24 protein-coding genes are annotated in these 25442 nt (G+C 59.0%); 19 read left to right on the top strand and 5 right to left on the bottom strand.

Annotated features, from left to right (window positions below):
- Positions 1–53 precede the first annotated feature (53 nt).
- The 12 genes from FHL07_RS04465 (at position 54) to FHL07_RS04405 (ending at position 11879) form a co-directional block, all read left to right on the top strand.
- Positions 54–809, top strand: coding sequence for a DeoR family transcriptional regulator (locus FHL07_RS04465; RefSeq protein ID WP_019823558.1), 756 nt, complete (start codon positions 54–56; stop codon positions 807–809).
- Between the two features lie 286 nt (positions 810–1095).
- Complete coding sequence (glpD, locus tag FHL07_RS04460; protein WP_095001408.1) at positions 1096–2634, top strand: glycerol-3-phosphate dehydrogenase; 1539 nt, start codon at positions 1096–1098, stop codon at positions 2632–2634.
- 329 nt (positions 2635–2963) lie between these two features.
- Entirely contained in the window at positions 2964–3893 is a 930-nt protein-coding gene (locus FHL07_RS04455; protein ID WP_095001409.1) for a glutamate/aspartate ABC transporter substrate-binding protein, read from the top strand.
- A gap of 202 nt (positions 3894–4095) precedes the next feature.
- Complete coding sequence (locus FHL07_RS04450; RefSeq protein WP_016779683.1) at positions 4096–4842, top strand: amino acid ABC transporter permease; 747 nt, start codon at positions 4096–4098, stop codon at positions 4840–4842.
- A complete protein-coding gene (locus tag FHL07_RS04445; RefSeq protein WP_019823564.1) occupies positions 4842–5516 on the top strand; it encodes an amino acid ABC transporter permease in 675 nt (224 codons plus the stop codon). Before FHL07_RS04450 ends, FHL07_RS04445 begins: the two co-directional genes overlap by 1 nt.
- Complete coding sequence (locus tag FHL07_RS04440) at positions 5513–6247, top strand: amino acid ABC transporter ATP-binding protein (protein WP_016779681.1); 735 nt, start codon at positions 5513–5515, stop codon at positions 6245–6247. Before FHL07_RS04445 ends, FHL07_RS04440 begins: the two co-directional genes overlap by 4 nt.
- A 168-nt stretch (positions 6248–6415) precedes the next feature.
- Positions 6416–8320: a sensor histidine kinase gene (locus FHL07_RS04430; protein ID WP_095001410.1), complete on the top strand. Its 1905-nt coding sequence runs from the start codon at positions 6416–6418 to the stop codon at positions 8318–8320.
- Positions 8317–9642, top strand: a complete 1326-nt coding sequence (locus tag FHL07_RS04425) for a sigma-54-dependent transcriptional regulator (protein ID WP_095001411.1) — start codon at positions 8317–8319, stop codon at positions 9640–9642. The genes FHL07_RS04430 and FHL07_RS04425 overlap by 4 nt, the downstream gene beginning before the upstream one ends.
- A gap of 8 nt (positions 9643–9650) precedes the next feature.
- Positions 9651–9977, top strand: coding sequence for a GlpM family protein (locus FHL07_RS04420; RefSeq protein ID WP_169844883.1), 327 nt, complete (start codon positions 9651–9653; stop codon positions 9975–9977).
- Positions 9978–10156: 179 nt separating this feature from the next.
- Positions 10157–11083, top strand: a complete 927-nt coding sequence (locus FHL07_RS04415) for an arginase (protein ID WP_138738154.1) — start codon at positions 10157–10159, stop codon at positions 11081–11083.
- Complete coding sequence (locus FHL07_RS04410; RefSeq protein ID WP_095001413.1) at positions 11074–11448, top strand: EamA family transporter; 375 nt, start codon at positions 11074–11076, stop codon at positions 11446–11448. Before FHL07_RS04415 ends, FHL07_RS04410 begins: the two co-directional genes overlap by 10 nt.
- An 11-nt stretch (positions 11449–11459) precedes the next feature.
- Complete coding sequence (locus FHL07_RS04405) at positions 11460–11879, top strand: transporter (RefSeq protein ID WP_095001414.1); 420 nt, start codon at positions 11460–11462, stop codon at positions 11877–11879.
- Positions 11880–11941: 62 nt separating this feature from the next.
- On the opposite strand, the gene FHL07_RS04400 is transcribed toward FHL07_RS04405, so the two are convergent.
- Complete coding sequence (locus FHL07_RS04400) at positions 11942–12706, bottom strand: MipA/OmpV family protein (protein WP_138738153.1); 765 nt, start codon at positions 12704–12706, stop codon at positions 11942–11944.
- Positions 12707–12934: 228 nt separating this feature from the next.
- Between FHL07_RS04400 and FHL07_RS04395 the strand changes: the two genes are divergently transcribed.
- From FHL07_RS04395 to FHL07_RS04370, 6 genes are read left to right on the top strand one after another with little or no spacing between them, the layout of a single operon-like run.
- On the top strand, positions 12935–13630 hold the full coding sequence (locus FHL07_RS04395) for an MtnX-like HAD-IB family phosphatase (RefSeq protein WP_095031948.1): 696 nt from the start codon (positions 12935–12937) through the stop codon (positions 13628–13630).
- The gene (locus tag FHL07_RS04390; RefSeq protein ID WP_095001417.1) at positions 13623–15017 is read left to right on the top strand and encodes an aspartate aminotransferase family protein; all 1395 of its coding nucleotides are present in this window, start codon (positions 13623–13625) and stop codon (positions 15015–15017) included. The genes FHL07_RS04395 and FHL07_RS04390 overlap by 8 nt, the downstream gene beginning before the upstream one ends.
- The gene (locus FHL07_RS04385; protein WP_095001418.1) at positions 15014–15880 is read left to right on the top strand and encodes an alpha/beta hydrolase; all 867 of its coding nucleotides are present in this window, start codon (positions 15014–15016) and stop codon (positions 15878–15880) included. The genes FHL07_RS04390 and FHL07_RS04385 overlap by 4 nt, the downstream gene beginning before the upstream one ends.
- Before the next feature lie 15 nt (positions 15881–15895).
- On the top strand, positions 15896–17020 hold the full coding sequence (locus FHL07_RS04380) for a GNAT family N-acetyltransferase (protein WP_095019470.1): 1125 nt from the start codon (positions 15896–15898) through the stop codon (positions 17018–17020).
- Positions 17020–18780 carry a sensor histidine kinase gene (locus FHL07_RS04375; RefSeq protein ID WP_138738152.1) on the top strand — a complete coding sequence of 587 codons (1761 nt, stop codon included), beginning with the start codon at positions 17020–17022 and terminating at the stop codon, positions 18778–18780. Before FHL07_RS04380 ends, FHL07_RS04375 begins: the two co-directional genes overlap by 1 nt.
- On the top strand, positions 18777–20168 hold the full coding sequence (locus tag FHL07_RS04370) for a sigma-54-dependent transcriptional regulator (protein ID WP_138738151.1): 1392 nt from the start codon (positions 18777–18779) through the stop codon (positions 20166–20168). The genes FHL07_RS04375 and FHL07_RS04370 overlap by 4 nt, the downstream gene beginning before the upstream one ends.
- A gap of 42 nt (positions 20169–20210) precedes the next feature.
- Here the strand turns inward: FHL07_RS04370 and metE are convergent, their stop codons facing one another.
- Entirely contained in the window at positions 20211–22523 is a 2313-nt protein-coding gene (gene metE, locus FHL07_RS04365) for a 5-methyltetrahydropteroyltriglutamate--homocysteine S-methyltransferase (protein ID WP_138738150.1), read from the bottom strand.
- 107 nt (positions 22524–22630) lie between these two features.
- Between metE and metR the strand changes: the two genes are divergently transcribed.
- Complete coding sequence (gene metR / locus FHL07_RS04360; RefSeq protein WP_138738149.1) at positions 22631–23548, top strand: transcriptional regulator MetR; 918 nt, start codon at positions 22631–22633, stop codon at positions 23546–23548.
- Positions 23549–23600: 52 nt separating this feature from the next.
- On the opposite strand, the gene FHL07_RS04355 is transcribed toward metR, so the two are convergent.
- Genes FHL07_RS04355 through FHL07_RS04345 form a run of 3 tightly spaced genes read right to left on the bottom strand, consistent with a single transcriptional unit; the run spans position 23601 to position 25201 of the window.
- Positions 23601–24113: a GNAT family N-acetyltransferase gene (locus FHL07_RS04355; RefSeq protein ID WP_095019472.1), complete on the bottom strand. Its 513-nt coding sequence runs from the start codon at positions 24111–24113 to the stop codon at positions 23601–23603.
- Between the two features lie 12 nt (positions 24114–24125).
- Entirely contained in the window at positions 24126–24764 is a 639-nt protein-coding gene (locus tag FHL07_RS04350; protein ID WP_095001425.1) for a LysE family translocator, read from the bottom strand.
- Positions 24764–25201: an NUDIX hydrolase gene (locus FHL07_RS04345; RefSeq protein ID WP_095001627.1), complete on the bottom strand. Its 438-nt coding sequence runs from the start codon at positions 25199–25201 to the stop codon at positions 24764–24766. Before FHL07_RS04345 ends, FHL07_RS04350 begins: the two co-directional genes overlap by 1 nt.
- Between the last annotated feature and the right edge of the window lie 241 nt (positions 25202–25442).

The following is a 25442-nucleotide window of genomic DNA, read 5'->3' as shown; positions in this document are numbered from 1 at the left end:
CGCTTTCCTGCGGCATCATGGGTGAATTTGCTTCGCCGCCCAAAGGAAACTCCATGAATCTGCCTCCACGCCAACAGCAGATCCTCGAACTCGTACGCGAGCGCGGTTATGTCAGCATCGAGGAAATGGCTCAGTTGTTCGTCGTCACGCCGCAGACCATTCGCCGTGACATCAACCAGTTGGCAGAAGCCGACCTGTTGCGCCGCTACCACGGTGGCGCCGCCTATGACTCCAGTGTAGAGAACACCGCCTACGCCATGCGGGCCGACCAGATGCGCGATGAAAAGCGCCGCATTGGCGAAGCCATTGCCGCCCAGATTCCCGATCACGCCTCGATTTTCATCAATATCGGCACCACCACCGAGTCGATTGCCCGGGCGCTGCTCAACCACAATCACCTGAAAATCATCACCAACAACCTGCATGTTGCGTCGATCCTGAGCGCAAAAGACGACTTCGAAGTACTGATCGCCGGCGGCAATGTGCGCCGCGATGGTGGCATCGTCGGTCAGGCCAGCGTCGACTTTATCAACCAGTTCAAGTTCGACTTCGCCTTGGTTGGTATCAGCGGTATCGATTCTGACGGCAGCTTGCTGGACTTTGACTATCAGGAAGTACGCGTATCCCAGGCGATTATCGCCAATGCCCGACAAACTATCCTGGCAGCGGACTCCAGCAAGTTCGGCCGCAATGCAATGGTCCGCTTGGGCCCGATCACCTTGATCGATTGCCTGGTCACCGACCAGCCGCCCGTGCCGGAGCTGGCGCAACTGCTGGCCCAGAACAAAATTCGTCTGGAAGTGGTGTAACCGCACTCAGATAGTGATGCGGGTTCAGATGCTGTGGGGCGGGCTTGCTCGCGATGGCATCACCGCAACCTGACAGGTGAGCCGCAGCGCCTGCATTGCGAGCAATGCCTGCTCCCGCAGAATCATTGCCCTACACTAAAATGTTCGAAATTCTTCCTTTCGACGCCCTTCGATGAGTTTTTTCAATCGAAGGGTGCTGGCTGCGCGCGCCTTTATCCGCTAATATTTTCGCAAATGAACATTAATGTTCGAATTCAAATATGCGTAAAGAACGCGAGGCCAACCCATGCCCCTGACCACCTTGCCTGCCACTCCCCTCGCTGAGGTTTACGACGTCGCCGTTATTGGTGGTGGAATCAATGGTGTCGGGATTGCGGCAGATGCAGCCGGGCGCGGCCTCTCGGTGTTCCTTTGCGAAAAGGACGATCTGGCCAGCCACACGTCCTCTGCCAGCAGCAAGCTGATCCACGGTGGCCTGCGCTACCTCGAACATTACGAGTTCCGCCTGGTGCGCGAAGCGCTGGCCGAACGCGAAGTGCTGCTGGCCAAAGCCCCGCATATCGTTAAACCGATGCGTTTCGTATTGCCGCACCGACCGCACCTGCGCCCGGCGTGGATGATCCGTGCCGGCCTGTTCCTGTATGACCATTTGGGCAAGCGTGAAAAGCTGGCTGGTTCAACCAGCCTCAAGTTCGGTGCCAACAGCCCCCTTAAAGCAGAAATCACCAAAGGTTTTGAATACTCCGATTGCTGGGTCGATGACGCGCGCCTGGTAGTGCTCAACGCCATGGCCGCGCGGGAAAAAGGCGCCCATGTTCACACCCAGACCCGTTGCGTCGGCGCGCGCCGTAACAAGGGTTTGTGGGAGTTGAACCTGGAACGTGCAGATGGCAGCCTGTTTTCGATCCGCAGCAAGGCCCTGGTCAATGCCGCCGGCCCCTGGGTCGCCAAATTCATCAAGGACGACCTCAAGCTGGACTCGCCTTACGGCATCCGCCTGATCCAGGGTAGCCACCTGATTGTGCCCAAGCTGTATGACGCGCCAAATGCCTTCATCCTGCAGAACGAAGACCAGCGGATTGTGTTCACCATTCCGTACATGGACCAGTTCACCATCATCGGCACCACTGACCGCGAATACACCGGCGATCCGGCCAAGGTCAGCATTACCGAAGAAGAAACCGACTACCTGCTTAATGTGGTCAACGCCCACTTCAAGCAGCAAGTGAGCCGCAGCGACATTCTGCGCACCTACTCCGGCGTGCGCCCGCTGTGCAATGACGAGTCCGACAACCCTTCGGCCGTGACCCGCGACTACACCCTGGCATTGTCTGGCGCAGCGGGCGAAGCCCCGCTTCTATCGGTATTTGGCGGCAAACTGACCACCTATCGCAAGCTGGCCGAATCGGCCATGGCACAGCTGACACCCTACTTCACCCAGATCAAGCCGAGCTGGACCGCCAGCGCGACATTACCCGGCGGCGAAGGCATGACCACGCCAAAAGCCCTGAGCGAGGCCCTGGTCAGCAAATACAGCTGGCTGGATGCCGCAATTGCCAAGCGCTGGGCAATCACCTATGGCAACCGCTCCTGGAGCTTGCTCGAAGGTGCACAAGGCCTGAGCGACATGGGCGAGCATATCGGCAGCGGCCTTTACAGCCGTGAGGTTGATTACCTGTGCAACCAGGAATGGGCACTGGAGGCACAGGACATCCTGTGGCGCCGCACCAAGCTTGGGTTGTTCACCACGGCCGAGGAACAGGCCCACCTGAGCCAGTACATGACCACCCTTGGCCTGAAACACCGCAAGGTTCAGGCCGCTTAATTCGCGTTTAGATGGCCCGTGGGAGCGAGTCCGCTTGCACGGGCCTTCGCTCCTCCCCCCCCGCACTGCCTGCCTTTCATTCGGTTTTCCGAACGCACTCTCCCCCAATGATTCGGCTTTCCGGGCATCTGCATGCCACCGAAGTCCCGACATAAAACTTTAATTCGTTATAAATCAGCAGGTTAGACTTTAATGCCAGGGCTGGCACGACTCATGCTCTACACTCTAAGCCGAATGCTTAAACAGAGCGTTTAGCCTGTTGAGACGTTCTGAGTAAAAAAGGGCCTGCAAACGGGCTCAATAAAAAAAACAATGTCGAGGAAACATCGATGCGCATCGTTCCGCAACTTTTGGGCGCAGCAATTGCTGCAGCTCTGATTAGCACTCCAGTTTTTGCAGCCGAATTGACCGGCACACTGAAGAAAATCAAAGAATCCGGCACCATCACCCTTGGGCATCGTGACTCCTCCATTCCGTTCTCCTACATCGCGGACGCTTCCGGCAAACCGGTTGGCTACTCCCATGATGTGCAACTGGCTATCGTTGAAGGGCTGAAAAAACAGCTCGACATGCCGGACCTGAAGGTCAAGTACAACCTCGTTACCTCCCAGACCCGTATCCCGCTGGTGCAGAACGGCACCGTTGACGTTGAGTGTGGTTCCACCACCAACAACGTTGAACGCCAACAGCAAGTCGACTTCTCGGTCGGCATCTTCGAAATCGGTACGCGCCTGCTGTCCAAAAAGGACTCGCCTTACAAGGACTTCGCTGACCTGAAAGGCAAAAACGTCGTGACCACTGCTGGTACCACCTCCGAGCGCATCCTCAAGGCGATGAACGCCGACAAGCAGATGGGCATGAACGTGATCTCGGCAAAAGACCACGGCGAAGCCTTCAACATGCTGGAGTCGGGCCGTGCTGTTGCTTTCATGATGGACGACGCCCTGCTGGCCGGTGAAATGGCCAAAGCCAAGAAGCCTACAGACTGGGCCGTGACCGGCACTCCACAGTCTTACGAAATCTACGGCTGCATGCTGCGTAAAGGCGATCCGGAATTCAAAAAGGCCGTGGATGACGCCATCGTTGCCTACTACAAGTCGGGCAAGATCAACGACACCTACAAAACCTGGTTCGAGTCGCCGATTCCACCAAAAGGCCTGAACCTGATGTTCCCGATGAGCGATGAGCTCAAAGCGTTGATTGCCACCCCTACCGACAAGGCAGCAGACGACAAACCGGCTGAAGAAAAGAAATCCTGATTTCAGCCGGCTGAAACCCCCGGGCGCAAGCCATTGCGCCCGGGGGTGTCGACCACCTTTGGACTAAGCTTCTTATTGCATTAGAGAGCACTCGACCCGCCGGTTATCGAGCGGGCTAAGTGTGCCCGGCGACCCTGCCGGGTGAGAACGGATTCCCTGAAGCAAGTGCTTGTTTATAGACCCATCTGAGGGGAGACCCTGCATGAATTACAATTGGGACTGGAGCGTGTTCTTCAAGTCCACCGGCGTAGGCAGCGAGACATATCTCGACTGGTTTATTTCCGGCCTGGGCTGGACCATCGCTATCGCTGTTGTCGCCTGGATTGTCGCGCTGATCCTGGGTTCGCTGCTGGGCGTGATGCGCACCCTGCCGAACCGCTTTATCGCGGGCATTGCCACGGTATACGTAGAAATCTTCCGTAACGTTCCGCTGCTGGTGCAGCTGTTTATCTGGTACTTCCTGGTGCCCGATCTACTGCCGCCCAACCTGCAGGAATGGTACAAGCAGGACCTCAACCCGACCACTTCGGCTTATCTGAGCGTTGTCGTGTGTCTGGGCCTGTTTACCGCCGCACGTGTTTGCGAACAGGTACGTACCGGTATCGAAGCCCTGCCACGGGGCCAGGAAGCAGCGGCCCGCGCCATGGGTTTCAGCATGGCGCAGATCTACTGGAACGTGCTGCTGCCACAGGCCTACCGAATCATCATTCCACCGCTCACCTCCGAATTCCTCAACGTGTTCAAGAACTCGTCCGTGGCCTCGCTGATCGGTTTGATGGAACTGCTGGCACAAACCAAACAGACGGCCGAGTTTTCCGCCAACCTGTTTGAAGCCTTCACCCTGGCCACGTTGATCTACTTCACCCTGAACATGAGCCTGATGCTGTTGATGCGCCTGATCGAGAAAAAAGTAGCCGTACCCGGTCTCATGTCTCTGGGGGGCAAATAATGGACTTCTTCGATTTCAGCGGGATTGTCCCCGCCCTGCCGGGCCTGTGGAACGGCATGATCATGACCCTCAAGCTGATGGTCATGGGCGTTGTCGGTGGTGTGGCCCTGGGCACCGTGCTGGCCCTGATGCGTTTATCGTCAAGCAAGTGGATGGCCAACCTGGCCGGCGCTTACGTGAACTATTTCCGCTCCATCCCGCTACTGCTGGTGATTACCTGGTTCTACCTGGCGGTGCCGTTCGTGCTGCGCTGGATCACCGGCAAGGACACCCCGATCGGGGCGTTCGAGTCGTGCCTGGTAGCCTTCGTCATGTTCGAAGCAGCCTACTTCTGCGAAATCGTGCGAGCAGGCGTGCAGGCCATCCCCAAGGGGCAAATGGGTGCAGCCAAGGCCCTGGGCATGAGCTACGGCCAGGCCATGCGCCTGATCATCCTGCCCCAGGCCTTTCGTAAAATGACCCCGCTGCTGCTGCAACAGAGCATTATCCTGTTCCAGGACACCTCTCTGGTCTACACGGTTGGCCTGGTGGATTTCCTCAATGCCTCGCGTTCCAGTGGCGACATCATCGGCCGCTCCAATGAGTTCCTGATCTTCGCCGGTCTGGTGTATTTCATCATCAGCTTTTCCGCCTCGCTGCTGGTCAAGCGTCTGCAAAAAAGGTTTGCCGTATGATCTCGATCAAGAACATCAACAAGTGGTACGGGGACTTCCAGGTACTGACCGATTGCAGTACTGAAGTCAAAAAAGGCGAAGTGGTCGTTGTCTGTGGCCCGTCGGGCTCGGGCAAGTCGACCCTGATCAAGTGCGTCAACGCCCTTGAACCGTTCCAGAAAGGCGACATCGTGGTTGACGGCACCTCCATTGCCGACCCGAAGACCAACCTGCCGAAGCTGCGTTCGCGGGTTGGCATGGTGTTCCAGCACTTCGAACTGTTCCCGCACATGACCATCACCGAAAACCTGACCATTGCCCAGGTCAAGGTATTGGGCCGCAGCAAGGCTGAAGCCACCAAAAAAGGCCTTGAGCTTCTGGAACGCGTAGGCCTGTCGGCCCATGCCCACAAGCACCCCGGCCAGCTTTCCGGCGGGCAACAACAACGTGTGGCGATTGCCCGCGCCCTGGCCATGGACCCGATCGTCATGCTGTTTGATGAACCGACCTCGGCCCTTGACCCGGAAATGGTCAACGAAGTGCTCGACGTCATGGTGCAGTTGGCCAACGAAGGCATGACCATGATGTGCGTGACCCACGAAATGGGTTTTGCCCGCAAGGTCGCCAATCGGGTGATCTTTATGGATCAGGGCAAAATCGTCGAAGACTGTGAGAAAGAAGAGTTTTTCGGTGATGTATCGGCCCGCTCCGAGCGTGCCCAGCACTTCCTCGCCAAGATCCTGCAGCACTAAACACCCGTTCAGCTCCCACCGGCTTGGGTGGGAGCGGGCTTGCTCGCGATGGCAGCGATCCTGGTTAACTGATGAACCGCGCCGCTCCCATCGCGAGCAATCCCGCTCCCACAGTGGATCTACGTGAACGGTCAACCACTGCACAGTGGTTGACCCAAGGCATCTGTGATGAAATGCGACCCCACTCTTTATCGCGGTGCTCCGCCCTCACTTGCCGTGAAACCTCGCCTGCTCCGTCATTTCCTGCTGCCTCTACTGATCATCCTGTTGACGATCGGCCTGGGCTACGCGGGCTATCGCATCAGTGAACACTTCGGTATTCGTACCCTGAGCGAAACCGGCGAACGCCAACTGGAACTGCATGCCCGTACCGTCGAAAGTGAGCTGGGTAAATACACTTACCTGCCCAGCCTGCTGGAGCTGGAGTCCAGCGTTTCGCGATTGCTCGCCGATCCCTCCGTGCAGAACCGGGTCACCGTCAACCAATACCTCGAAGGCCTGAACCGCCGCAGCCGCAGCCGGGCCATCTATGTGCTCGACACCACCGGCCGCGTGATGGCTACCAGCAACTGGCGGGATACCGACAGTTATCTGGGCGAGGACCTGTCATTTCGCGCCTATTTTCAGGATGCCGTACGCGGCCAGCCCGGACGCTTCTACGGCATTGGCAGTACCTCGGGTGAACCCGGCTACTACCTCGCCCACGGCCTGGAAGAGCAGGGCAAGATCATTGGCGTGGCCGTGATCAAAGTCCGCCTCGAAGCCCTTGAGGAGCGCTGGCAACGCGCCCGCCTCGAAGCCTACGTCAGCGACGAGAACGGCATTATCATCCTGTCCAGCGACCCTACCCGGCGGCTCAAGTCAATCCACCCGCTCAGTGCCGACACCAAGGAGCGCCTGGCCCGCAGCCTGCAGTACTACTGGTGGCCGCTTAACGAGCTGGAACCGCTGGAGCGGGAAAACCTCGCCGAAGGCGTAGAAAAAGTCACCTTCGCCAGCAGTAACGATGTGGTGACCGACCACCAGGAAGTCAGCTACCTGGCGCAAACCCGCAGGCTTAACGACACCCCCTGGGACATCACCCTGCTCACGCCATTGCAAGACCTGCGCCGTGAAGCGGCGAACCAGGGAATGCTGGTGGCGGTGGCATTTGCCTTGCTGGCCTTTTTGCTGATTGCCTGGAATGAGCGACGCAAAGTGATAGCCACCCGACTGGCTGCACGGGAAGCCCTGCAAGAGGCCAACAACCAGCTGGAGCGCAAGATCACCGAGCGCACCACCCACCTGCGGGCCAGCAACGAACGGCTCAAAGGCCAGATACGCGAGCGGCGCCAGGCCGAAGACACCCTGCGCCGCGCCCAGGATGAACTGGTACAAGCGGGCAAGCTGGCGGCCATCGGGCAGATGTCCACCAGCATCGCCCATGAACTGAACCAGCCGCTGGCGGCCTTGCGCACGCTGTCGGGCAATACCGTGCGCTTTCTTGAACGCGGTGATCTCAAGGTCGCCGCGGACAACCTCGGCACCATCAACAATCTGGTCGACCGAATGGGCCGCATCACCGCTAACCTGCGCTCCTTCGCCCGCCGCGGTGACGATCATGGCCAGGCCTGCCTGGGCAAGGCCGTTGACGCCGCCCTGCAACTGCTCGCCAGCCGCATGGAAGAATCAGGGGTGCAACTGCATCGAGACTTCACGGAGGTGGCGCTCAAGATTGATCAAACCCGACTTGAGCAAATTCTGGTCAACCTGATCGGCAATGCCCTGGACGCCATGCAAGGTCAGGCGACACAACCGCAACTGTGGCTGACGGGCGAGCCCAACGACGCCAAATACCGTCTGTGCGTGCGCGATAACGGTCCCGGGATCGAGCCAGAAGCACGCAAACATCTCTTTGAACCCTTCTTCACCACCAAACCCGGCGAACAGGGTCTAGGCCTTGGCCTGACCCTGTCGGCCAGCCTGGCCGCTGCTGCCGGCGGCAGCCTCAGTGTCGAGTTCCCGGTCACCGGTGGTGTCGCATTTGTCCTTCTTTTGCCGCTGGTACAACCTGCTAAGGCCGACACGCCATGAATAACGACCTGACGGTCCTGATTGTTGAAGACGATCCCCATGTTCTGCTCGGCTGCCAGCAGGCGCTGGCGCTCGAAGATATTCGCAGCGAAGGCGTCAGCAGTGCCGAACAGGCGCTGGCGCTGGTAGGCGACAACTTCCCGGGTATCGTCATCAGTGATATCCGCCTGCCCGGAATGGATGGTCTTGAACTGCTCAAGCACCTCAAGGCCCGCGACCGCACCCTGCCGGTGGTATTGATTACCGGGCATGGCGATATTTCCATGGCCGTGGGCGCCATGCGTGACGGTGCCTATGACTTCATGGAGAAACCCTTCTCCCCCGAACGCCTGGTTGATGTGGCCCGTCGTGCGCTGGAGCAGCGCAGCCTGGCGCGGGAAGTCTGGTCGCTGCGCCGCCAGCTTGCCGAGCGTGATTCACTTGAAGGACGCATCATCGGCCGCTCGCCGGCCATGCAGCAGTTGCGCGAACTGATAGCCAACGTCGCCGATACTTCAGCCAACGTGCTGATTGAAGGTGAAACCGGTACCGGCAAGGAGCTGGTCGCCCGCTGCCTGCACGACTTCAGCCGCCGCCAGCCCCAGCAGTTTGTCGCCCTCAACTGCGGTGGTCTGCCGGAAAACCTGTTTGAAAGCGAAATTTTCGGCCACGAAGCCAACGCCTTTACCGGGGCAGGCAAACGCCGCATCGGCAAAATCGAACACGCCCATGGCGGCACGCTGTTTCTCGACGAAGTGGAAAGCATGCCGCTGAACCTGCAGATCAAACTGCTGCGGGTTTTGCAGGAGCGCACTCTGGAGCGCCTGGGCTCCAACCAGAGCATCGATGTGGACTGCCGGGTTATCGCGGCGACCAAATCCGACCTCGACCAACTGAGCAAGGCCAGCCAGTTTCGCAGCGACCTGTACTACCGCCTGAACGTGGTCACACTTGAGCTGCCTCCTTTGCGCGAACGCCGCGAAGACATCCTGCAACTGTTTGAATACTTTCTGCAGCAATCATCATTGCGTTTCGACCGTGCGGCCCCGGAGCTGGATAACCAGACCCTGTCCAGCCTGATGAGTCATGACTGGCCGGGCAATGTGCGGGAACTGCGCAACGTGGCCGAACGTTTTGCCCTGGGCCTGCCGGCGTTCAAAAAGCCGGGGAGCAATGCAGCGCAGGGGCTGGGGTTTTCCGAGGCGGTGGAAGCGTTCGAACGCAACCTGCTCAACGATGCCCTGCAACGCAGCGGCGGCAACCTGACCCAGGCCAGCCAGGAACTGGGCATGGCCAAGACCACCCTCTTCGATAAAGTCAAAAAATACGGGCTCGCGCACTGATGGATCTGATTCTCAAAGCTGCACTGGGCGCTGGAGTGGTGATCATTCTGGCCATGCTGGCCAAAACCAAAAACTACTACATCGCAGGGCTTGTGCCGCTGTTTCCAACCTTTGCCCTGATCGCCCACTACATCGTCGGCAAAGGCCGCTCGGTGGACGACCTGAAAACCACCATTGTGTTCGGCATGTGGTCGATCATTCCTTACTTCGTGTACCTCGCTGCCCTGTACGTGCTGGTCGATCGCATGCGCCTTGAAGCCTCGCTGGCGCTGGCCGCCGTAGCCTGGCTGATGGCCGCGACCGTGCTGGTCAGCGTTTGGGTACGCCTGCACTGAAACGATGGGAGCGGGCTTGCTCGCAATACACATGACGCGGTTTGCCAGATAAACAGCAGTGACAACCTCGCTGGCAACCCCGGCCCCCACTGGCCAAGTCGTTTGGCCCGCCCCTTGCATTTACCCCATAAAGCCCGCCCTGCCTGGATCGGCGGCGATGACATGGGGTAAATCACACTTTGAATATTCTCGATCTTGATCACAGCCTGACCTCACAAGCACCGATTAAGCAACGTCTGACCGACGGTCGTGCCACACGCATGGACTTGCTGGAACTGGGGCCGCAACTGCGTCTGTGGTCCACCGAACGCAATTACCGGCGCTTCGCTGAACGCCTGCAACAACGGCCGAAACGCTCCACGCAGCGGCCAGAAATCTTTTTTATAGGCTCCGGCGACTATCACCACCTGACCCCGGCCTTGCTCGCGGACTTGCCCGAACCGATCACCCTGATCCACTTCGACAACCATCCTGACTGGGTACGCTTTGCCCCCCGCCGCCATTGCGGTTCGTGGGTCAACCGCGCCTTGAAGCTGCCGAACATCAAACGCATAGTCACCCTCGGCCCCTGCAGTGACGACCTGCAAAACCCGCAGTTCAAGGGCGCAAATCTCGGAGCCCTGTGCCGTGGCGATTTGCAACTATTCCCCTGGCAGCATGCCCCCACCAAGGTCTGGGGCCGAATCGGCGACGGCGCAGGGCACGAGCAGCACGAGAACCTGTTGCACTGGCGCAACCTCGCCGACCAGGACTGGCCGGCCTTTCTCCAGGAGCTGATCCTCAGCCTGCCCACCGAAGCGATCTGGATTACCGTGGACAAAGACGTGCTTGCCAGCGAAGACGCCGCCACCAACTGGGATCAGGGCGGTATGCGCCTGACCCACTTGCTTCACGCCCTTCGTGCCCTGGCCACCAGCAAGCGGGTATTGGGTATTGATGTTTGCGGTGAGTTTGCCAAGGCTGCGCACCGCAATGTGCTCAAACGCTGGGAGGCCCGATCGGACCAGCCAGCACCTGAGCGCTGGAGTGAAAGCGATCTGCTGCGCAACTCAACCACCAATGAAGCACTGATCCATTTATTCGAGGAGCTGTTCCCATGTCCTTGATCGTAATTGCGCTGGTGGCGTTTTCCATTGTGCTCGATGTTATCGGCCAGCTGTGTTTCAAAATCGGCCTGGATCGCTTGCCGGAACTGGAGGGTGGTTTTCGCCTGAATGCCTTCTGGGGTCAGGTATTTAGTGCACCGATGCTGTGGGCTGGGGTCGGCGCTTACGTGATTGAGTTCTTCGTCTGGCTGGAGGCCCTGTCCAGGGCACCCTTGAGCTTGCTATTCCCGGCCGCTGCGCTGGCGTATTGCGGTGTGGTATTCGCCGGCAAGGTGTTCCTGGGCGAACACGTCAGCCGTCGGCGCTGGATGGGCACCCTGGTTATTACCCTTGGAGTGATGCTGGTCTGCATCACCGCAGCTTGAGGAGTTGAGCAATGGCAAACACTGACGGGTTAAAAGCCCCGGATAACGGCTGGCTGCACGGGCGTTTGGGCACGATTGTGCTGTGGGCCTTGTTGATTGCTCTCGAGAGCGCAGGGCAAATAGCCACCAAAATCGGTGGCGATCAATTGGGACAGATGGACTTCACCCTGCAGTGGCTCCAGGCCGTGCTGCTCAACCCGGGAGTATGGGTGGCCATTGCCTGTTATTTCGGCGCGTTTTTTGTCTGGATGCTGATATTGCGCCGCAGCAGCCTGTCGCTGGCGTTTCCCTTGAGTTCACTGGTATTTGTCGGGGTGCTGATGGGCTCCTGGCTGGGCCTTGGCGAGCAAATCAGCGCACTGCACTGGGCAGGCGTGGCGGTGATTGTCGGCGGGATTGCGCTGCTGGCCGATGGTGAACCGGAACATTGAGTCACTGCCTGCTTTCCCTTAGCCCAACCCTCTCTTTCCGGGAGAGGGTTGAGAGGGCCGCTTCAGAATTTGTAACTTACCGCCGTCTGCACCGCGCCCTGATTCACATTGCCCTGCTCGCGTACGATGCTGCTGTCCGCCGCCGCCCTCAGCAGGCGTGTCCAGCTGGCACTGGTCACCAGCGACCAGTTCGCGGTCAGCGGAAACTCGAAATTCTGGGTCAAGGTAACATTCTGGAGGCCGCCACTGGCCTTGTACGCGGAAATCCCTGACGCCTGCGCCTCGCTGTCACTTACGCCAAAAAAGGTCGACATCTGCCGACCATCAGCAAAGTGCACCGCCAACTGGCTGCTGCCGATAATCCCCTGCCCCAGCGGGTAACCCAACTCGCCCCCGACCTGACCCAGCACCCCGCCTTGACCGCCTGCACCACCCACCGCCTGCCCGAGCTGTGCGTAGACACGCCAGAAGTCAGCCGGGCTGTACTGCACAAAGCCGCCGAACATGGCCATGTCTGAAATATCGCGCAGGCCCCGCAGCGAACCATTGGCATTGCGTCCCGACACATAGTTGAGCACGGGCCCTGCGCTCCAGCCGTCGGCCTTGAAAGCACTCCAGGTCAGGCCGTCATCGGTATTGAGGCTGACATCGCCCCAGTCCACATCAAAATACGGCAATGGCACTGTCTGGTAGCGGCTGGCGCTTGGATCATACGGCTGATAGCCAATCCCCATGCCCACTTCCCCACTGGGGCCGTCTGCGGCATGGGCAGCCGCGCTGACGCCCAACAAAGTGAGCAGCAAAAAAGCACAGACCGGAGTTTTCATCACGAGGGTTCCATAGAGGTTCTATGCGCGCATCAATCCCTTTTTAGCGCGGCCTGCGCAAGCACTCATGTTGTTTGTAGCAAGCTACAAAAATTGTAGCTTCAAGCCCGACTGCCACCCAAAAACTCGCGCAGAGCCCCAGCCCACGGGGCTTTCAATAGTTGGCACAGTCAATGCTATGTCCTCTGGCAAGCGCAAAAAGCGCGCCTTTTCGACAGGACAATGCAGATGATGCAATGGCATATCGTGTGTGATTTCGACGGGACCATTACCCGTACCGACGTCATCGACAACATTCTTCAACGTTTCGCCGACCCCAGCTGGGAAGCGATCGAAGACCAATGGTTGCAGGGTGACATCGGTTCGCGTGAATGCCTGAGCCGCCAGCTGTCGCTGGTCAAAGCCACGCCTGCCGAGCTGCTGGCCTATTTCGACAGCGTTGAGATTGACCCTGACTTCCCCGACTTCGTCGACCACGTCATCGGTCTTGGCGCCTCCATCGAGGTCGTCAGTGACGGCATCGAACAAGCCATCGCCCGCATTCTGGCCCGTAACTACGTAAGCCTGTTGCCGATCCTGGCCAACCGCCTGCGTCAGGTCGACCAGAACAGCTGGCGCATCGACTTCCCTTATTCCAGCGACGCCTGCCGTGCCGCCTCGGGCAACTGCAAGTGCAAATCCGCCCCCGACGGCAAACGCGTGCTGGTGATTGGCGATGGCCGCTCCGACATGTGCGTGGCCTCTGGCGCCGATTTCGTCTTTGCCAGGGACAGCCTGGCCGACCACTGCGAGCGCAACGGTATCCCGTACGCACGATTTGACTCCTTTGCCGAACTCCCGGCCCTGCTCGCCAAACTGCCGAGCCATGCCGCCAACGCGCCCCACTATTCTCGTGAACAGCAGGAACTCTTCAATCATGTCTGATATTCGAATCGCTACCCCTGAAGACCAGATTCTTCTGGAAAAAGAAGCCAAGTACTGCTCGTACGGCGACACCGTTCACTACATCGAACCACCGCGCATTTTTAGCCGCTGCGAAGGCTCCTACGTGTGGGACACCGAAGACCAGGCCTACCTCGACCTGCAAATGTGGTACTCGGCAGTCAACTTCGGTTATTCCAACCCGCGCCTGAACAACGCCCTCAAGCAACAGATCGACACCCTGCCGCAGATCGCCAGCCAGTATCTGCACAAGGGCAAGATCGAGCTGTCGGAGCGCATTGCAGTCGACGCTAAAAACAAGTTCGGCCTCGACGGTCGTGTGCACTTCAACGTCGGCGGCTCGCAATCCATCGAAGACTCGCTGAAGGTGGTGCGTAACGCCAGCAACGGCAAAAGCCTGATGTTCGCCTTCGAGGGCGGTTACCACGGCCGCACCCTGGGCGCCTCATCGATCACCTCGAGCTACCGCTACCGTCGCCGTTACGGCCACTTTGGCGAACGCGCCAACTTCATCCCGTTCCCGTACCACTTCCGCGGGCCAAAAGGCATGACCAAGGAAGAGTACGGCAGCCACTGCGTGCAACAGTTCGCCCGTCTTTTCGAGACCGAATACAACGGCGTGTGGGACCCGAAAGTCGGCCAGAGCGAATACGCCGCGTTCTACGTCGAGCCGATCCAGGGCACCGGCGGCTATGTAATCCCGCCGATGAACTTCTACAGCGAGCTCAAGCACGTACTGGATCAGCACGGCATTCTCATGGTGGTTGACGAAATCCAGATGGGCTTTTGGCGCACTGGCAAGCTGTGGTCGATCGAACACTTCGACGTCAAACCCGACGTCATCGTGTTCGGCAAGGCACTGACCAACGGCCTCAACCCGCTGGGCGGCATCTGGGCCCGTGAAGAGCTGATCAACCCCAAGGTATTCCCGCCGGGCTCGACCCACTCCACCTTCGCCTCCAACCCGCTGGGTACTGCGGTGGGCCTGGAAATGTTCAAGATGACCAGCGAAGTCGACTATGGCGCGATGGTCATGGCCAAGGGCAAGTACTTCCTCGACGGCCTGCAAGATCTGCAAAAACGCTACCCGATCATCGGTGACGTCGACGGCCTGGGCCTGGCCCTGCGCTGCGAAATCTGCGGCCCGGACGGTTTTACCCCGGACAAGGCCACTCTCGACTTCATGGTTGAGGAAGGCATGAAGGGGGATATCGAAATCGACGGCAAACGTCTGGGTCTGATTCTCGACGTGGGCGGCTACTACAAGAACGTTATCACCCTGGCGCCGTCGCTGGAAATCAGCTACGCCGAAATCGACCTGGGCATCGCCCTGCTCGATCGCCTGCTGGCTCGAGCCATGAAACGGTGAACGGGGCAGAGATCGATCTGGGCGAAGGCAACACCGGTTTCGTTCTCGGCACGGGTGAGGTCGGGGTCTTGTTGATCCACGGCCTTACCGGCACCCCGACGGAGTTGCGTCGGGTTGCCCAGGGGCTGGCAAAAGACGGGACGTGCACGGTGTACGTCCCCACCCTGGCCGGGCACTGCGGTGACAACAGCGACCTGCAGGCCACCGGCTGGCTGGACTGGTATGAAGGCGTGCGCAAGACCTTTGCCGGGATCCGCCAGCGCCACCAGCAGGTGTTCGTCGGCGGGCTGTCGATGGGTGCGGTAATGTCGATGTACCTGGCCTCCGAACACCCGGGCCAGGTCGCCGGGCTGTTGATGTACTCCACGACCTTGCGCTATGACGGCTGGAGCATCAACAAGCTGGCCTTTATGACCCCGCTGCTGATGAAGATCCCCTTTGGTGTGCACCTGTGCAGCTTTGAGGAAAAGCCGCCCTACGGTATTAAAAACCAGCGCCTGAGGGCCATTGTCGAGCGCCAGATGAAAGCCGGCGAGAGCAGCAATGCCGGGTTGTTGACGATGGAAGGGATCACCGTGCGTGAACTGCACCGGATGAATGCCGTGGTGAAAAAACGCATGCCTTCGATCACCACCAAAGCCCTGGTGCTGCACTCCATTGAAGACGATATCACCAGCCGCTGGAACGCCGATTACGTCGAACGCCATCTGGGCGGGCCGGTGACCAAGGTGCTGCTCGACAACTGCTATCACATGATCACCGTCGACCTGCAATACCGCCGCGTGATCGAACTGAGTGACGCCTTTATCAAGAAAAACAGCCGCACGGCACCGGTCCCTGTCGAGTACCTCAAGCAGGCCTGAGCCCAAGGACGCCCCATGATTACAGCCCAAGTCTTTTCATCCATTCAGGCAATCGACCGTGAAGCCTGGAATGACTGTTTTCCAGATGCCCTGGAGGATTGGGATTACATTATGGCCGTCGAAAAAGCCGGGATTGAAGGCTTTGCATGGCGTTACCTGACGCTGTTCGAAGGTTCCACCCTGATTGCCGCAGCGACTGCGTTCACCACGTGCTATCGCCTCGACACCACGGTCCAGGGCATCGGCAAACGCTTTACCGAAAAACTCAATCGCGCACTCCCGGGGTTGGTGCAGCTAAAGCTTTACGCCATCGGCTCACCGGTGACCGAACAATGCAGTGCGGGAACGGCCAGTCATGTACAGGCGGCGCAGCGCCCTGCCCTGCTCGCCCGGTTGCTGACCCTGGCCCAGACCGATGCAGCCCGCCTGGGTATCGGCCTGATTGCCGTCAAGGACGTCCCCAGCCATGACGCTGACTGGGCGCACAGTTGCAAGGCGGCGGACTTTCAGGCCATGCCCGGCTTGCCCAGCGCGACGCTGCCCGTGCCCTTTGGGTCAGTGGACGGCTACCTTGGCTCGCTGGGCAAGTCCACCCGCAAAGACATGCGCCGCAAACTGCGTACGCCTGGCCCACGGGTGGAATGGCGCAACGCAATTGACGACGTCTTGCCTGAAATCATGCGCCTGTACGAGGCCAGCCTGGCGCGCAGTGATCTGCAACTGGAGCGCTTACCAGCGACCTATTTCACCGGTATCCTCCAACAACTCGGCGACCGGGCAGTGTGCGTTTTGTACTGGCTCGACGATCAACTGGTGGCGTTCAATCTGGTGTTGATTGACGAACACCGTCTGATCGACAAGTTTTTTGGTCACGACCTTGAGCTCACCCGTGACTACAATCTGTACTTCAGGAGTTGGCTGGTGAATGTCGATTACTGCATACGTCACAATATTGCCCTGTACGAATGCGGTCAGGCCGGCTACGCGAGCAAGATTCGTCTGGGCTGCACCTTTCAAAGCAATACGCTGTTTTTCCGGCATCGCAACTGGCTGATCAATAACGCACTCAAACTGGTCAAACTGTTCATTCGCCCTGACCGCCACGACCCGGCACTGGCGGCTGCGATAAGCGAGTACTAATGCCCACCACGCCCAAAACACCGCGCCAGCCACAACCCTTCAAAGTGTCGCGCTGGACCGTACAGCGCAAACTGGTGCTGGCGTTCTGGCTGGTCAGCGTGATCCCGACCATGATTGCTGCCGAACTGGCAGCGACCACCCTGTCGCAGATTTTCGACAGTAACGTACGGGTCTGGCTGCAGGAGTCGACCAAAATCGTCAAGGACGAGATCAGCGAAATCCTCGCGGACAACGCCCGCGCCGCCAAGCTGCTTCTCCAACACGCCCACCCGCCGTCCTCCAGCAAGGCCATCCGCCATGACCGGCTGACTGCCGATATCGCCGAAGCCATGGGCATAGACGTGGTCGCGCTGATCCGTGACAGCGACCACAAAGTGATTTTCAGTACCGCCAGCGACACCATTGTCGACCAGATCAGCCTGAGCCCCAACGCTGTACTGCAAACTATCAATGTCGGCGGTGTGCCAACCGGCACCGTAGTCTCGACCTTTGCCACCAGCCAGGATGGAGTGAACTATCAGCTGCTGGTGGCTACCTATATGGACAGCAGCTTTCTGACCAGCGTGGCCGACGTGCACTCCCTCGACTTGCGTTTGTACCTGTCCAATACGGCAGGCTTTGCCGAGATATTCTCCAGCCAGCGTTTCGAAGACCGCCAGCTGATGGTGCCCGGCGCCATCGAACAAACCCTGCGGGAAACCCGTCAGCCCAGCGAACAATTCACCAGCCGCTACAGCGGCTTGTACTGGCCCATCCTCAACGACACCGGTGAGCTGCAAGGGGTGATCTACAGTGGCCTGCTGCGCCATAGCAGCCTGGTGGGGCTGGTCAACCAGAGCAACCTGTTCGCGTTGATCTTCCTGGTCGGCTCGGTACTGTCGCTGACCGTCGGCTGGCTGGTTTCCGAACGCCTTACCCGGCCGTTGCGCGACCTCTCCGAAGGGGTACGCGCCGTCACTGCCGGGGACTACAACCAACGCGTGGCGGTGTCGGGCAACGACGAACTGGCCGAGCTGAGCAGCACCTTCAACCATATGACCGCACGACTGGGCGAGCTGCATCATCTCGAAGCCCAATTGCGTCGCCGCGATCGCCTGCATGCCCTGGGCGAGGTGGCCATGGGCCTGGCCCACGAAATTCGCAATCCGCTGGGCATTATCAAAACCGCGACCCAACTGTTGCACCGCCGGGCCGATCTGGGGGAAACCGACAAGCGCCATCTGGAGTACGTGGTCAGCGAAGTGACCCGCATCAATGACCTGATCACCGAGTTTCTCGAATTCGCCAAGCCCAGCGCCCCCGTGCGTGCGCCGCAGCTGGCGCGGCCTCTGGTCGAAGACATTCTGGGTTTCTGCAAACCGGAGCTGGAAAGCCACACTATTGATGCCCACATCGACGATCAGGCGCCCGGTGCGACCCTGTACGCCGATGCCGGACAACTCAAACAGGCGTGCCTGAACCTGATCATCAACGCCATCGACGCCATGCCTGAGGGCGGATGCCTGACCGTACGTATTTCCCGCGAAGAGGACTACACAGTAATAGGCATTGCTGATACCGGAGAAGGAATCGCACCCGATATGCTTGAGCGTATTTTCACGCCCTTTGTGACGACCAAAGCCTCAGGCTCGGGGCTGGGCCTGGCCAAAGTGTTCTCCATCATGGACAGCCACGACGGACGCATCGAATGCATCAGCGAGAAAGACGTCGGAGCCACCTTCAACCTGTACATTCCGGCCCACGGAGGGGATGAAACATGAGTCATAACGTGCTGGTGGTCGACGATGAGCCCAAACTCTGCGACTTGCTCAGCTCGGCACTGAGCCAGAACCGGATTCAGGTCTTCACTGCCAGCAACGGCCTGCAGGCACTTGAAGTTCTGGAGCAGGAAGATATCGACCTGGTGATCAGCGACTGGCGCATGCCCGGCATGGACGGCCCGCAGTTACTGGCCGAGATCAAACAGCGTTACCCGAACCTGCCAGTGATTGTAATGACTGCCTACAGCACGGTAAAAAACGCCGTACAGTCCATACGTAACGGCGCCTACGATTACATCGCCAAGCCCTTTGATATCGACGAGCTGGATATTACGGTCAGCAAAGCCCTGCAGTTTCGCGACATTTTGCGCGACAACGCGCGCATGCGCGCCGAGCTGGACGAGCACCAGCACATCGACAGCCTGATTGGCGACAGCCCAAGCTTTCGCCGGGTGCTGCAGGCCATCGACTCGGTACGCGAGAGCAACGCCACTATCCTGCTGACTGGCGAAAGCGGTACCGGCAAAGAGATGGTCGCCCGCGCCATCCACAAACACGGCAGCCGCGCCGACAAACCCTTTGTCGCGGTCAACTGTGCGGCGATTCCTGAGGGGCTGCTTGAAAGCGAGATGTTCGGCCACCGCAAAGGCGCGTTTACCGGCGCCGTAGCAGACAGGGTCGGGCGCTTTATGCAGGCCGACAAGGGCACCCTGTTTCTCGATGAAGTGGGCGATATGCCCCTGGCCTTGCAGGCAAAAATCCTGCGGGCGCTGCAAGAACGGGTGATCGAGCCAGTGGGGGATCCGCGAGAGCGCAAGGTGGATGTGCGGGTCATCGCCGCGACCAACAAAAACCTGCTGCAAGCCGTAGCCGACAAGGAGTTTCGCGAAGACTTGTATTACCGCCTGAACGTCTTCCCGATTCCGCTGCCCGCGTTGCGCGAACGCGTTGAAGACATCGCCTCGCTGGCGCGGCACTTTGCCCATAACCTGGGTGCTACCGCAGGCAAACGCATCACCGGTTTCAGCCCCAGCGCCTTGCAGGCGATGGCCCAGTACAGTTGGCCGGGCAATATTCGCGAACTGCAAAACTGCGTGGAGCGCGCCACCATTGTGGCCAATAGCAGCACTATCCAGGACAGTGACCTGCCGCCCTACCTGTTCAGTGCCCAACCCGGCCAGAGCAGTGCCTTGTTTGCCCCCGGACCAAGCGTGCCCCCCGACCTGGAAGCCGCCTTGGCCGAAGTCGAAAAAGCCTACATTCTAAGTGCCCTGCAACAGGCCAATGGCGTACAGGCTGCGGCGGCGCAGTTAATCGGCATATCCGAGCGCAGTTTCTGGTACCGCCTGAAAAAGCTGGATATTCATGTCGATAAAATTGTCAGGTAACACCTCAAAGCCCCTCACCCGGAGGGAGAGGGGCTATTGATCTCAAGCGGCTTGCAAGCGTAGTTGCCGTGCTGCCGCGACCATGTTGATCAGTGCCGCTTCAGTCTCGGCCCAGGCCCGGGTTTTAAGGCCGCAGTCGGGGTTGACCCATAGCCGCTCAGCGGGAATACGCTGCGCTGCCTTGCTCAGTAACTTGATCATCTCGGCCGTTTCCGGCACCCGTGGCGAGTGGATGTCATACACACCCGGGCCGATGTCGTTCGGATAGTCGAACGCTTCAAATGCATCAAGCAGTTCCATGTCCGAGCGCGAGGTTTCGATGGTAATCACGTCCGCGTCCATCGCGGCAATCGACTTGATCACATCATTGAACTCGCTGTAGCACATATGGGTGTGGATCTGGGTTTCATCCCCCACACCCGAGGCACATAGACGGAAGGCTTCCACCGCCCAGTCCAGGTATTCCTGCCACTGTGCACGGCGCAACGGCAAACCTTCACGGAACGCGGCTTCGTCGATCTGCACGATTTTGATCCCTGCCTGTTCCAGATCCACCACTTCATCGCGGATCGCCAGAGCCAGTTGTTGCGCCTGTACTTTGCGCGATACGTCTTCGCGGGGGAAGGACCACATCAGCATGGTCACCGGGCCTGTCAGCATGCCTTTCATCACCTTGTCGGTCAGGCCCTGAGCGTATTTGATCCACTCAACGGTCATGGCCTGCGGGCGGCTCAGGTCGCCGAAGATGATGGCCGGTTTTACGCAACGTGAACCGTAGCTCTGTACCCAGCCGTATTGGGTGAACACATAGCCGTCCAGTTGCTCGGCGAAATACTCGACCATGTCATTGCGCTCGGCCTCGCCGTGTACCAGTACGTCCAGACCCAAACGTTCCTGGACCAGTACAGCGTTGCGGATTTCGCTGTGCATCGCGTCGGTGTATTCGCTGGTCGACAACTTGCCTTGTTTGTAAGACTGACGCGCCAGACGAATCGAAGCAGTCTGCGGGAACGAGCCGATGGTGGTGGTCGGGAATGCCGGCAGATTCAAGCGGGCACGCTGCACTTCGATCCGTGCAGCAAAGGGTGACTGGCGCTGGCTGTCGGCGTCGGTGATCGCTGCAATACGGGCTTGTACGGCGGCCTTGTGAATACGTGGCGAGCTGGCCCGGCTTTGTTGTACGGCGCGACTTTGGGCCAGGGCTTCTTGTACCTTGGGGTCTTGCGGGATATTCAGCGCATCACGCAGCACTGCAATTTCAGCGCACTTTTGCTTGGCGAAGGCCAACCAGCTTTTCAGTTCGGCATCCAGTTTGGTTTCGCGGTCCAGATCCACCGGGCTGTGCAACAGCGAGCAGGAACCGGCCACCCACAGGTTATCGCCAAAACGCTCTTCGGCTTCCTGCAGTTGCGCCAGGGCGTTTTCCAGATCGCAGCGCCACACGTTGCGGCCATTGACCAGGCCCAGGGACAACACTTTGTAAGTCGGCAGACGGTCCAGAATGGCATGCAACTGGTCGGGAGCACGCACCAGATCCACGTGCAGGCCATCCACCGGCAGGCCAACCGCCAGGCCGAGATTGTCTTCCAGGCCGCTGAAGTAGGTGGCAACCAGCTTCTTGAGTGGCGAGTATTGAAGAATGTGATACGCGCGTTCAAAGGCGTTTTTCCATTCCTGTGGCAGGTCGAGCGACAGAATCGGCTCGTCGATCTGTACCCATTCCACGCCCTGCTCAGCCAGGCGGGACAGGATTTGAGCGTAAACCGGCAGCAGGTTTTCCAGCAGGTCGAGCTTGTTGAATTCGTTGCCTTTGGCCTTGCCCAGCCACAAGTAGGTCAACGGGCCAATGATCACGGGTTTGACCTTATGGCCCAGCACCTGTGCTTCTGCCGTTTCTTCAAACAGCTCGTTCCAGCTCAGATCAAAGCGCTGGTCCTGACTGAATTCCGGTACCAGATAGTGGTAGTTGGTATCGAACCATTTGGTCAGTTCCTGGGCATACTGGCCTTTGCCGTGCTCAGCACCGCAGCAGCTCTGACTGGCACCGCGAGCCATGCCAAACAGGGTATCCAGGGTTGGCTGGCGCTGCTCGTCCAGGGTGCTGGAAAAACGCGGGGGGATCACGCCGAACGTCAATGAGTGGGTCAGCACCTGGTCGTACCAGGCAAAGTCACCGACCGGCAACAAATCGATGCCTGCGTCTTTTTGCAACTGCCAGTGGGTGGCACGCAATTGGCGGCCAACGTCTTTCAGCGCGGCCTGGTCAATATCACCCTTCCAGTAGGCTTCGAGTGCTTTTTTCAGCTCGCGGTCTGCGCCGATGCGGGGGAAACCAAGATTGTGTGCCAGGGCCATAACAACATTCCTTCGTGTAAGTAATGGCACTATTATCGACACCCGCTACAACATGAGACAAACTCAACGTTTTCGTGTTGATCATCAAAGTTACTCATGGAGCCACTGTGCTGGAAATTCGTCACCTCAAAACCCTGCACGCGTTGCGCGAGTCAGACAGTCTGGTCGAAGCAGCCGAACGCCTGCACCTGACCCAGTCCGCTTTATCCCACCAGTTCAAAGAGCTTGAAGAGCGCATGGGCATGCCCCTCTTTGTGCGCAAAACCAAACCGGTTCGCTTCACCAGCGGCGGCTTGCGCCTGCTGCAACTGGCCGATGCCATGCTGCCCCTGCTGCGCGGTACCGAGCGCGATATCGCACGTCTGGTTGGCGGAACGGCCGGTCGTCTGCATATGGCGATTGAGTGCCACAGCTGCTTCCAGTGGTTGATGCCGACCATTGACCAGTTCCGCGATGCCTGGCCCGAGGTCGAGCTGGATCTGGCATCCGGTTTTGCCTTCGCACCCTTGCCGGCACTGGCCCGGGGCGATCTGGATCTGGTGGTCACGTCCGACCCGCAGGAAATCGCCGGGCTGACCTATGTGCCGCTATTTACCTATGAAGCCATGCTAGCAGTGGCCAATCAGCATCCATTGGCCAGCAAGCCATTTATCGTGCCTGAGGATTTGAGCAGCGAAATTCTGATCACTTACCCGGTGGAGCGCGATCGCCTCGACATCTTTACCCGCTTCCTGGAGCCGGCCGATGTAGAACCTGCGCAGGTTCGCACCTCGGAGCTGACAGTGATGATGATGCAGCTGGTAGCCAGCGGCCGGGGAGTCTGCGGGATGCCGCACTGGGCGCTGCATGAATACAGCTCACGGGGTTATGTGAAGGCCAAACGCCTGGGCGAGAAAGGCCTGTTTGCGACACTCTACGCCGCGATTCGCGCCGACATGCTGGATGCACCTTATATGCGCGACTTTTTGCTGACAGCCAAGGACACGTCATTTTCGACGCTGGATGGCGTGAGTGCGGTTCGCTGACAACGGCAAGGCAGTTTGGGAGCGGGCTTGCCCGCTCCCACCCAGAGCCCGGTCAGCTCTCTTCTATATTGACCAACCGGCGCATATGCACCCGGTCGTAATAGGCCTCCCCCACCCGAATTGCGCAGTCTTCCAGCCCAGACTGTGCAAAACCGCAGCGCTGGTACAACGCCAGTGCAGCATCGCTGTTAGCGCTGACCGTCAGTTCGATCACCTTGGTTTCGGGCTCTTGCTCAGCCAGTGAAACCACCGCCTGCACCAGATGCTCCCCCAGCCCTTGCCCACGAAAAGCCTGCGACACATACAAACCAAACAACGTGGTCTTGTGCCGGGCATCTTCCCAGGGTTCGAATGCCAGGCCGACAATGCCCACCAGTCGGGAATCGACAAATGCACCGAACAGGGCGCTCAGTTCATCGTCCAGTTTTGCTTCCCACCAGCTCAGCGGTAACTTCTCACGTTGGGTTATGGAGGATACAAAAGCCTCGGGGTGCTGCGCATAAGCCTCAAGCATCAGTTGGCGATAAGCCTTGGCGTTTGCGGGTTCAAGCAGTTCTATAGCCATTACGGGTCCAGGTCATACGGTTTTACGTTGTTCCAGCATCAGCCTCACCGCCAGTGCGGCCAGCACACCGCCCATCACATAGCGCTGCACGGCCAGCCATAGCGGGTTGCGTACAAACCACACGGCAATACCGCTGGCAAACAGCGCGATCAGCAGGTTAACCGTGAAGCTGACGCTGATTTGAGTCAGGCCCAATACAATACTCTGAGTGAACATCGAACCGTGTTCCGGGTTGATGAATTGCGGGAAAACCGACAAATAGAACACCGCCACCTTGGGGTTGAGTACGCTGGTCATAAAGCCCATCGTCAGTAGCTTCGGCATGGCATCCGGCGCCAGGTCCCGGGCTTCGAACGGTGAGCTGGCACCCGGGCGTACAGCTTGCCAGGCCATCCACAGCAGATACAGGGCGCCCGCCCACTTGAGTGCCTCATAGGCCATCGGTACAGCCATAAATACCGCCGTCAAACCCGCAGCGGCGGCAAACATGTGCACGAAAAAACCCGCCACCACCCCGAGCAACGATGTGACGCCTGCCTTGCGCCCCTGGCAGATGGAGCGCGAGATCAGGTAGATCATGTTCGGCCCTGGCGTCAGCACCAACAGCAGGCAGGCCGCAGCAAAAATCAGCAATTCATGGGCTGGAATCATCAGGCCGTCCGGGACTGCAAGGCATTGCGATAAAACGGCAGGACCAGATCCCGGGTCAACGGCGCCAGTACCAGGCCGCCATCGCCCTCGGGGTCGATCCACTGCACTTCTTCAATTTCTGCCGCTGCCACCACGGGCTGACTGATATGCACCAGGAACAGCTCGGCCTGTACCTCAAAACCCGGTTCGTTGACCGCAGGGGCAGCGAAATGGCCCAGCCAGGTCGCGCTGGCCGGGTCGATCACCAAAGCCAGCTCCTCTTCCAGCTCACGGGCCAGGGCGTCGACCGGCTGCTCACCGGCATCGATCTTGCCGCCGGGTTGCATAAAGGCCTGGGTGCCGCGCTTGCGCACCAGCAGGGTCCGCCCATCGAGGCCAATCACTACGGCAGCGGCAATACGAATGATTCTGGAGGTTGCGGGTTCAAATGAGGTCACGGAATTCGGCCAACAAAACAGTAAGGTCAAGAAGGATTGCACGACCCAACGCCCCTGAAAATACACAGATGTCACTTTTACCCGAGCCTTCTGTATGAAGTGCCCGACTTTGGTCGGGATGCTGCCACAGATGAAATCCCGTTCAATGAATAATCTGACAGGGAGTTGGCATTTGCTTGATAGATGACCAACACTCCCCCCAGCAAACCTCCGACTCAAAGAGAGGGTTCTATTGTCCTTT

It is taken from the genome of Pseudomonas sp. FSL W7-0098, assembly GCF_005930585.1.
In the GTDB taxonomy this organism is placed as follows: domain Bacteria; phylum Pseudomonadota; class Gammaproteobacteria; order Pseudomonadales; family Pseudomonadaceae; genus Aquipseudomonas; species Aquipseudomonas bubulae.
The sequence above is the reverse complement of the archived record's forward strand: the minus strand, read 5'-3'. Positions and strand labels throughout refer to the sequence as shown.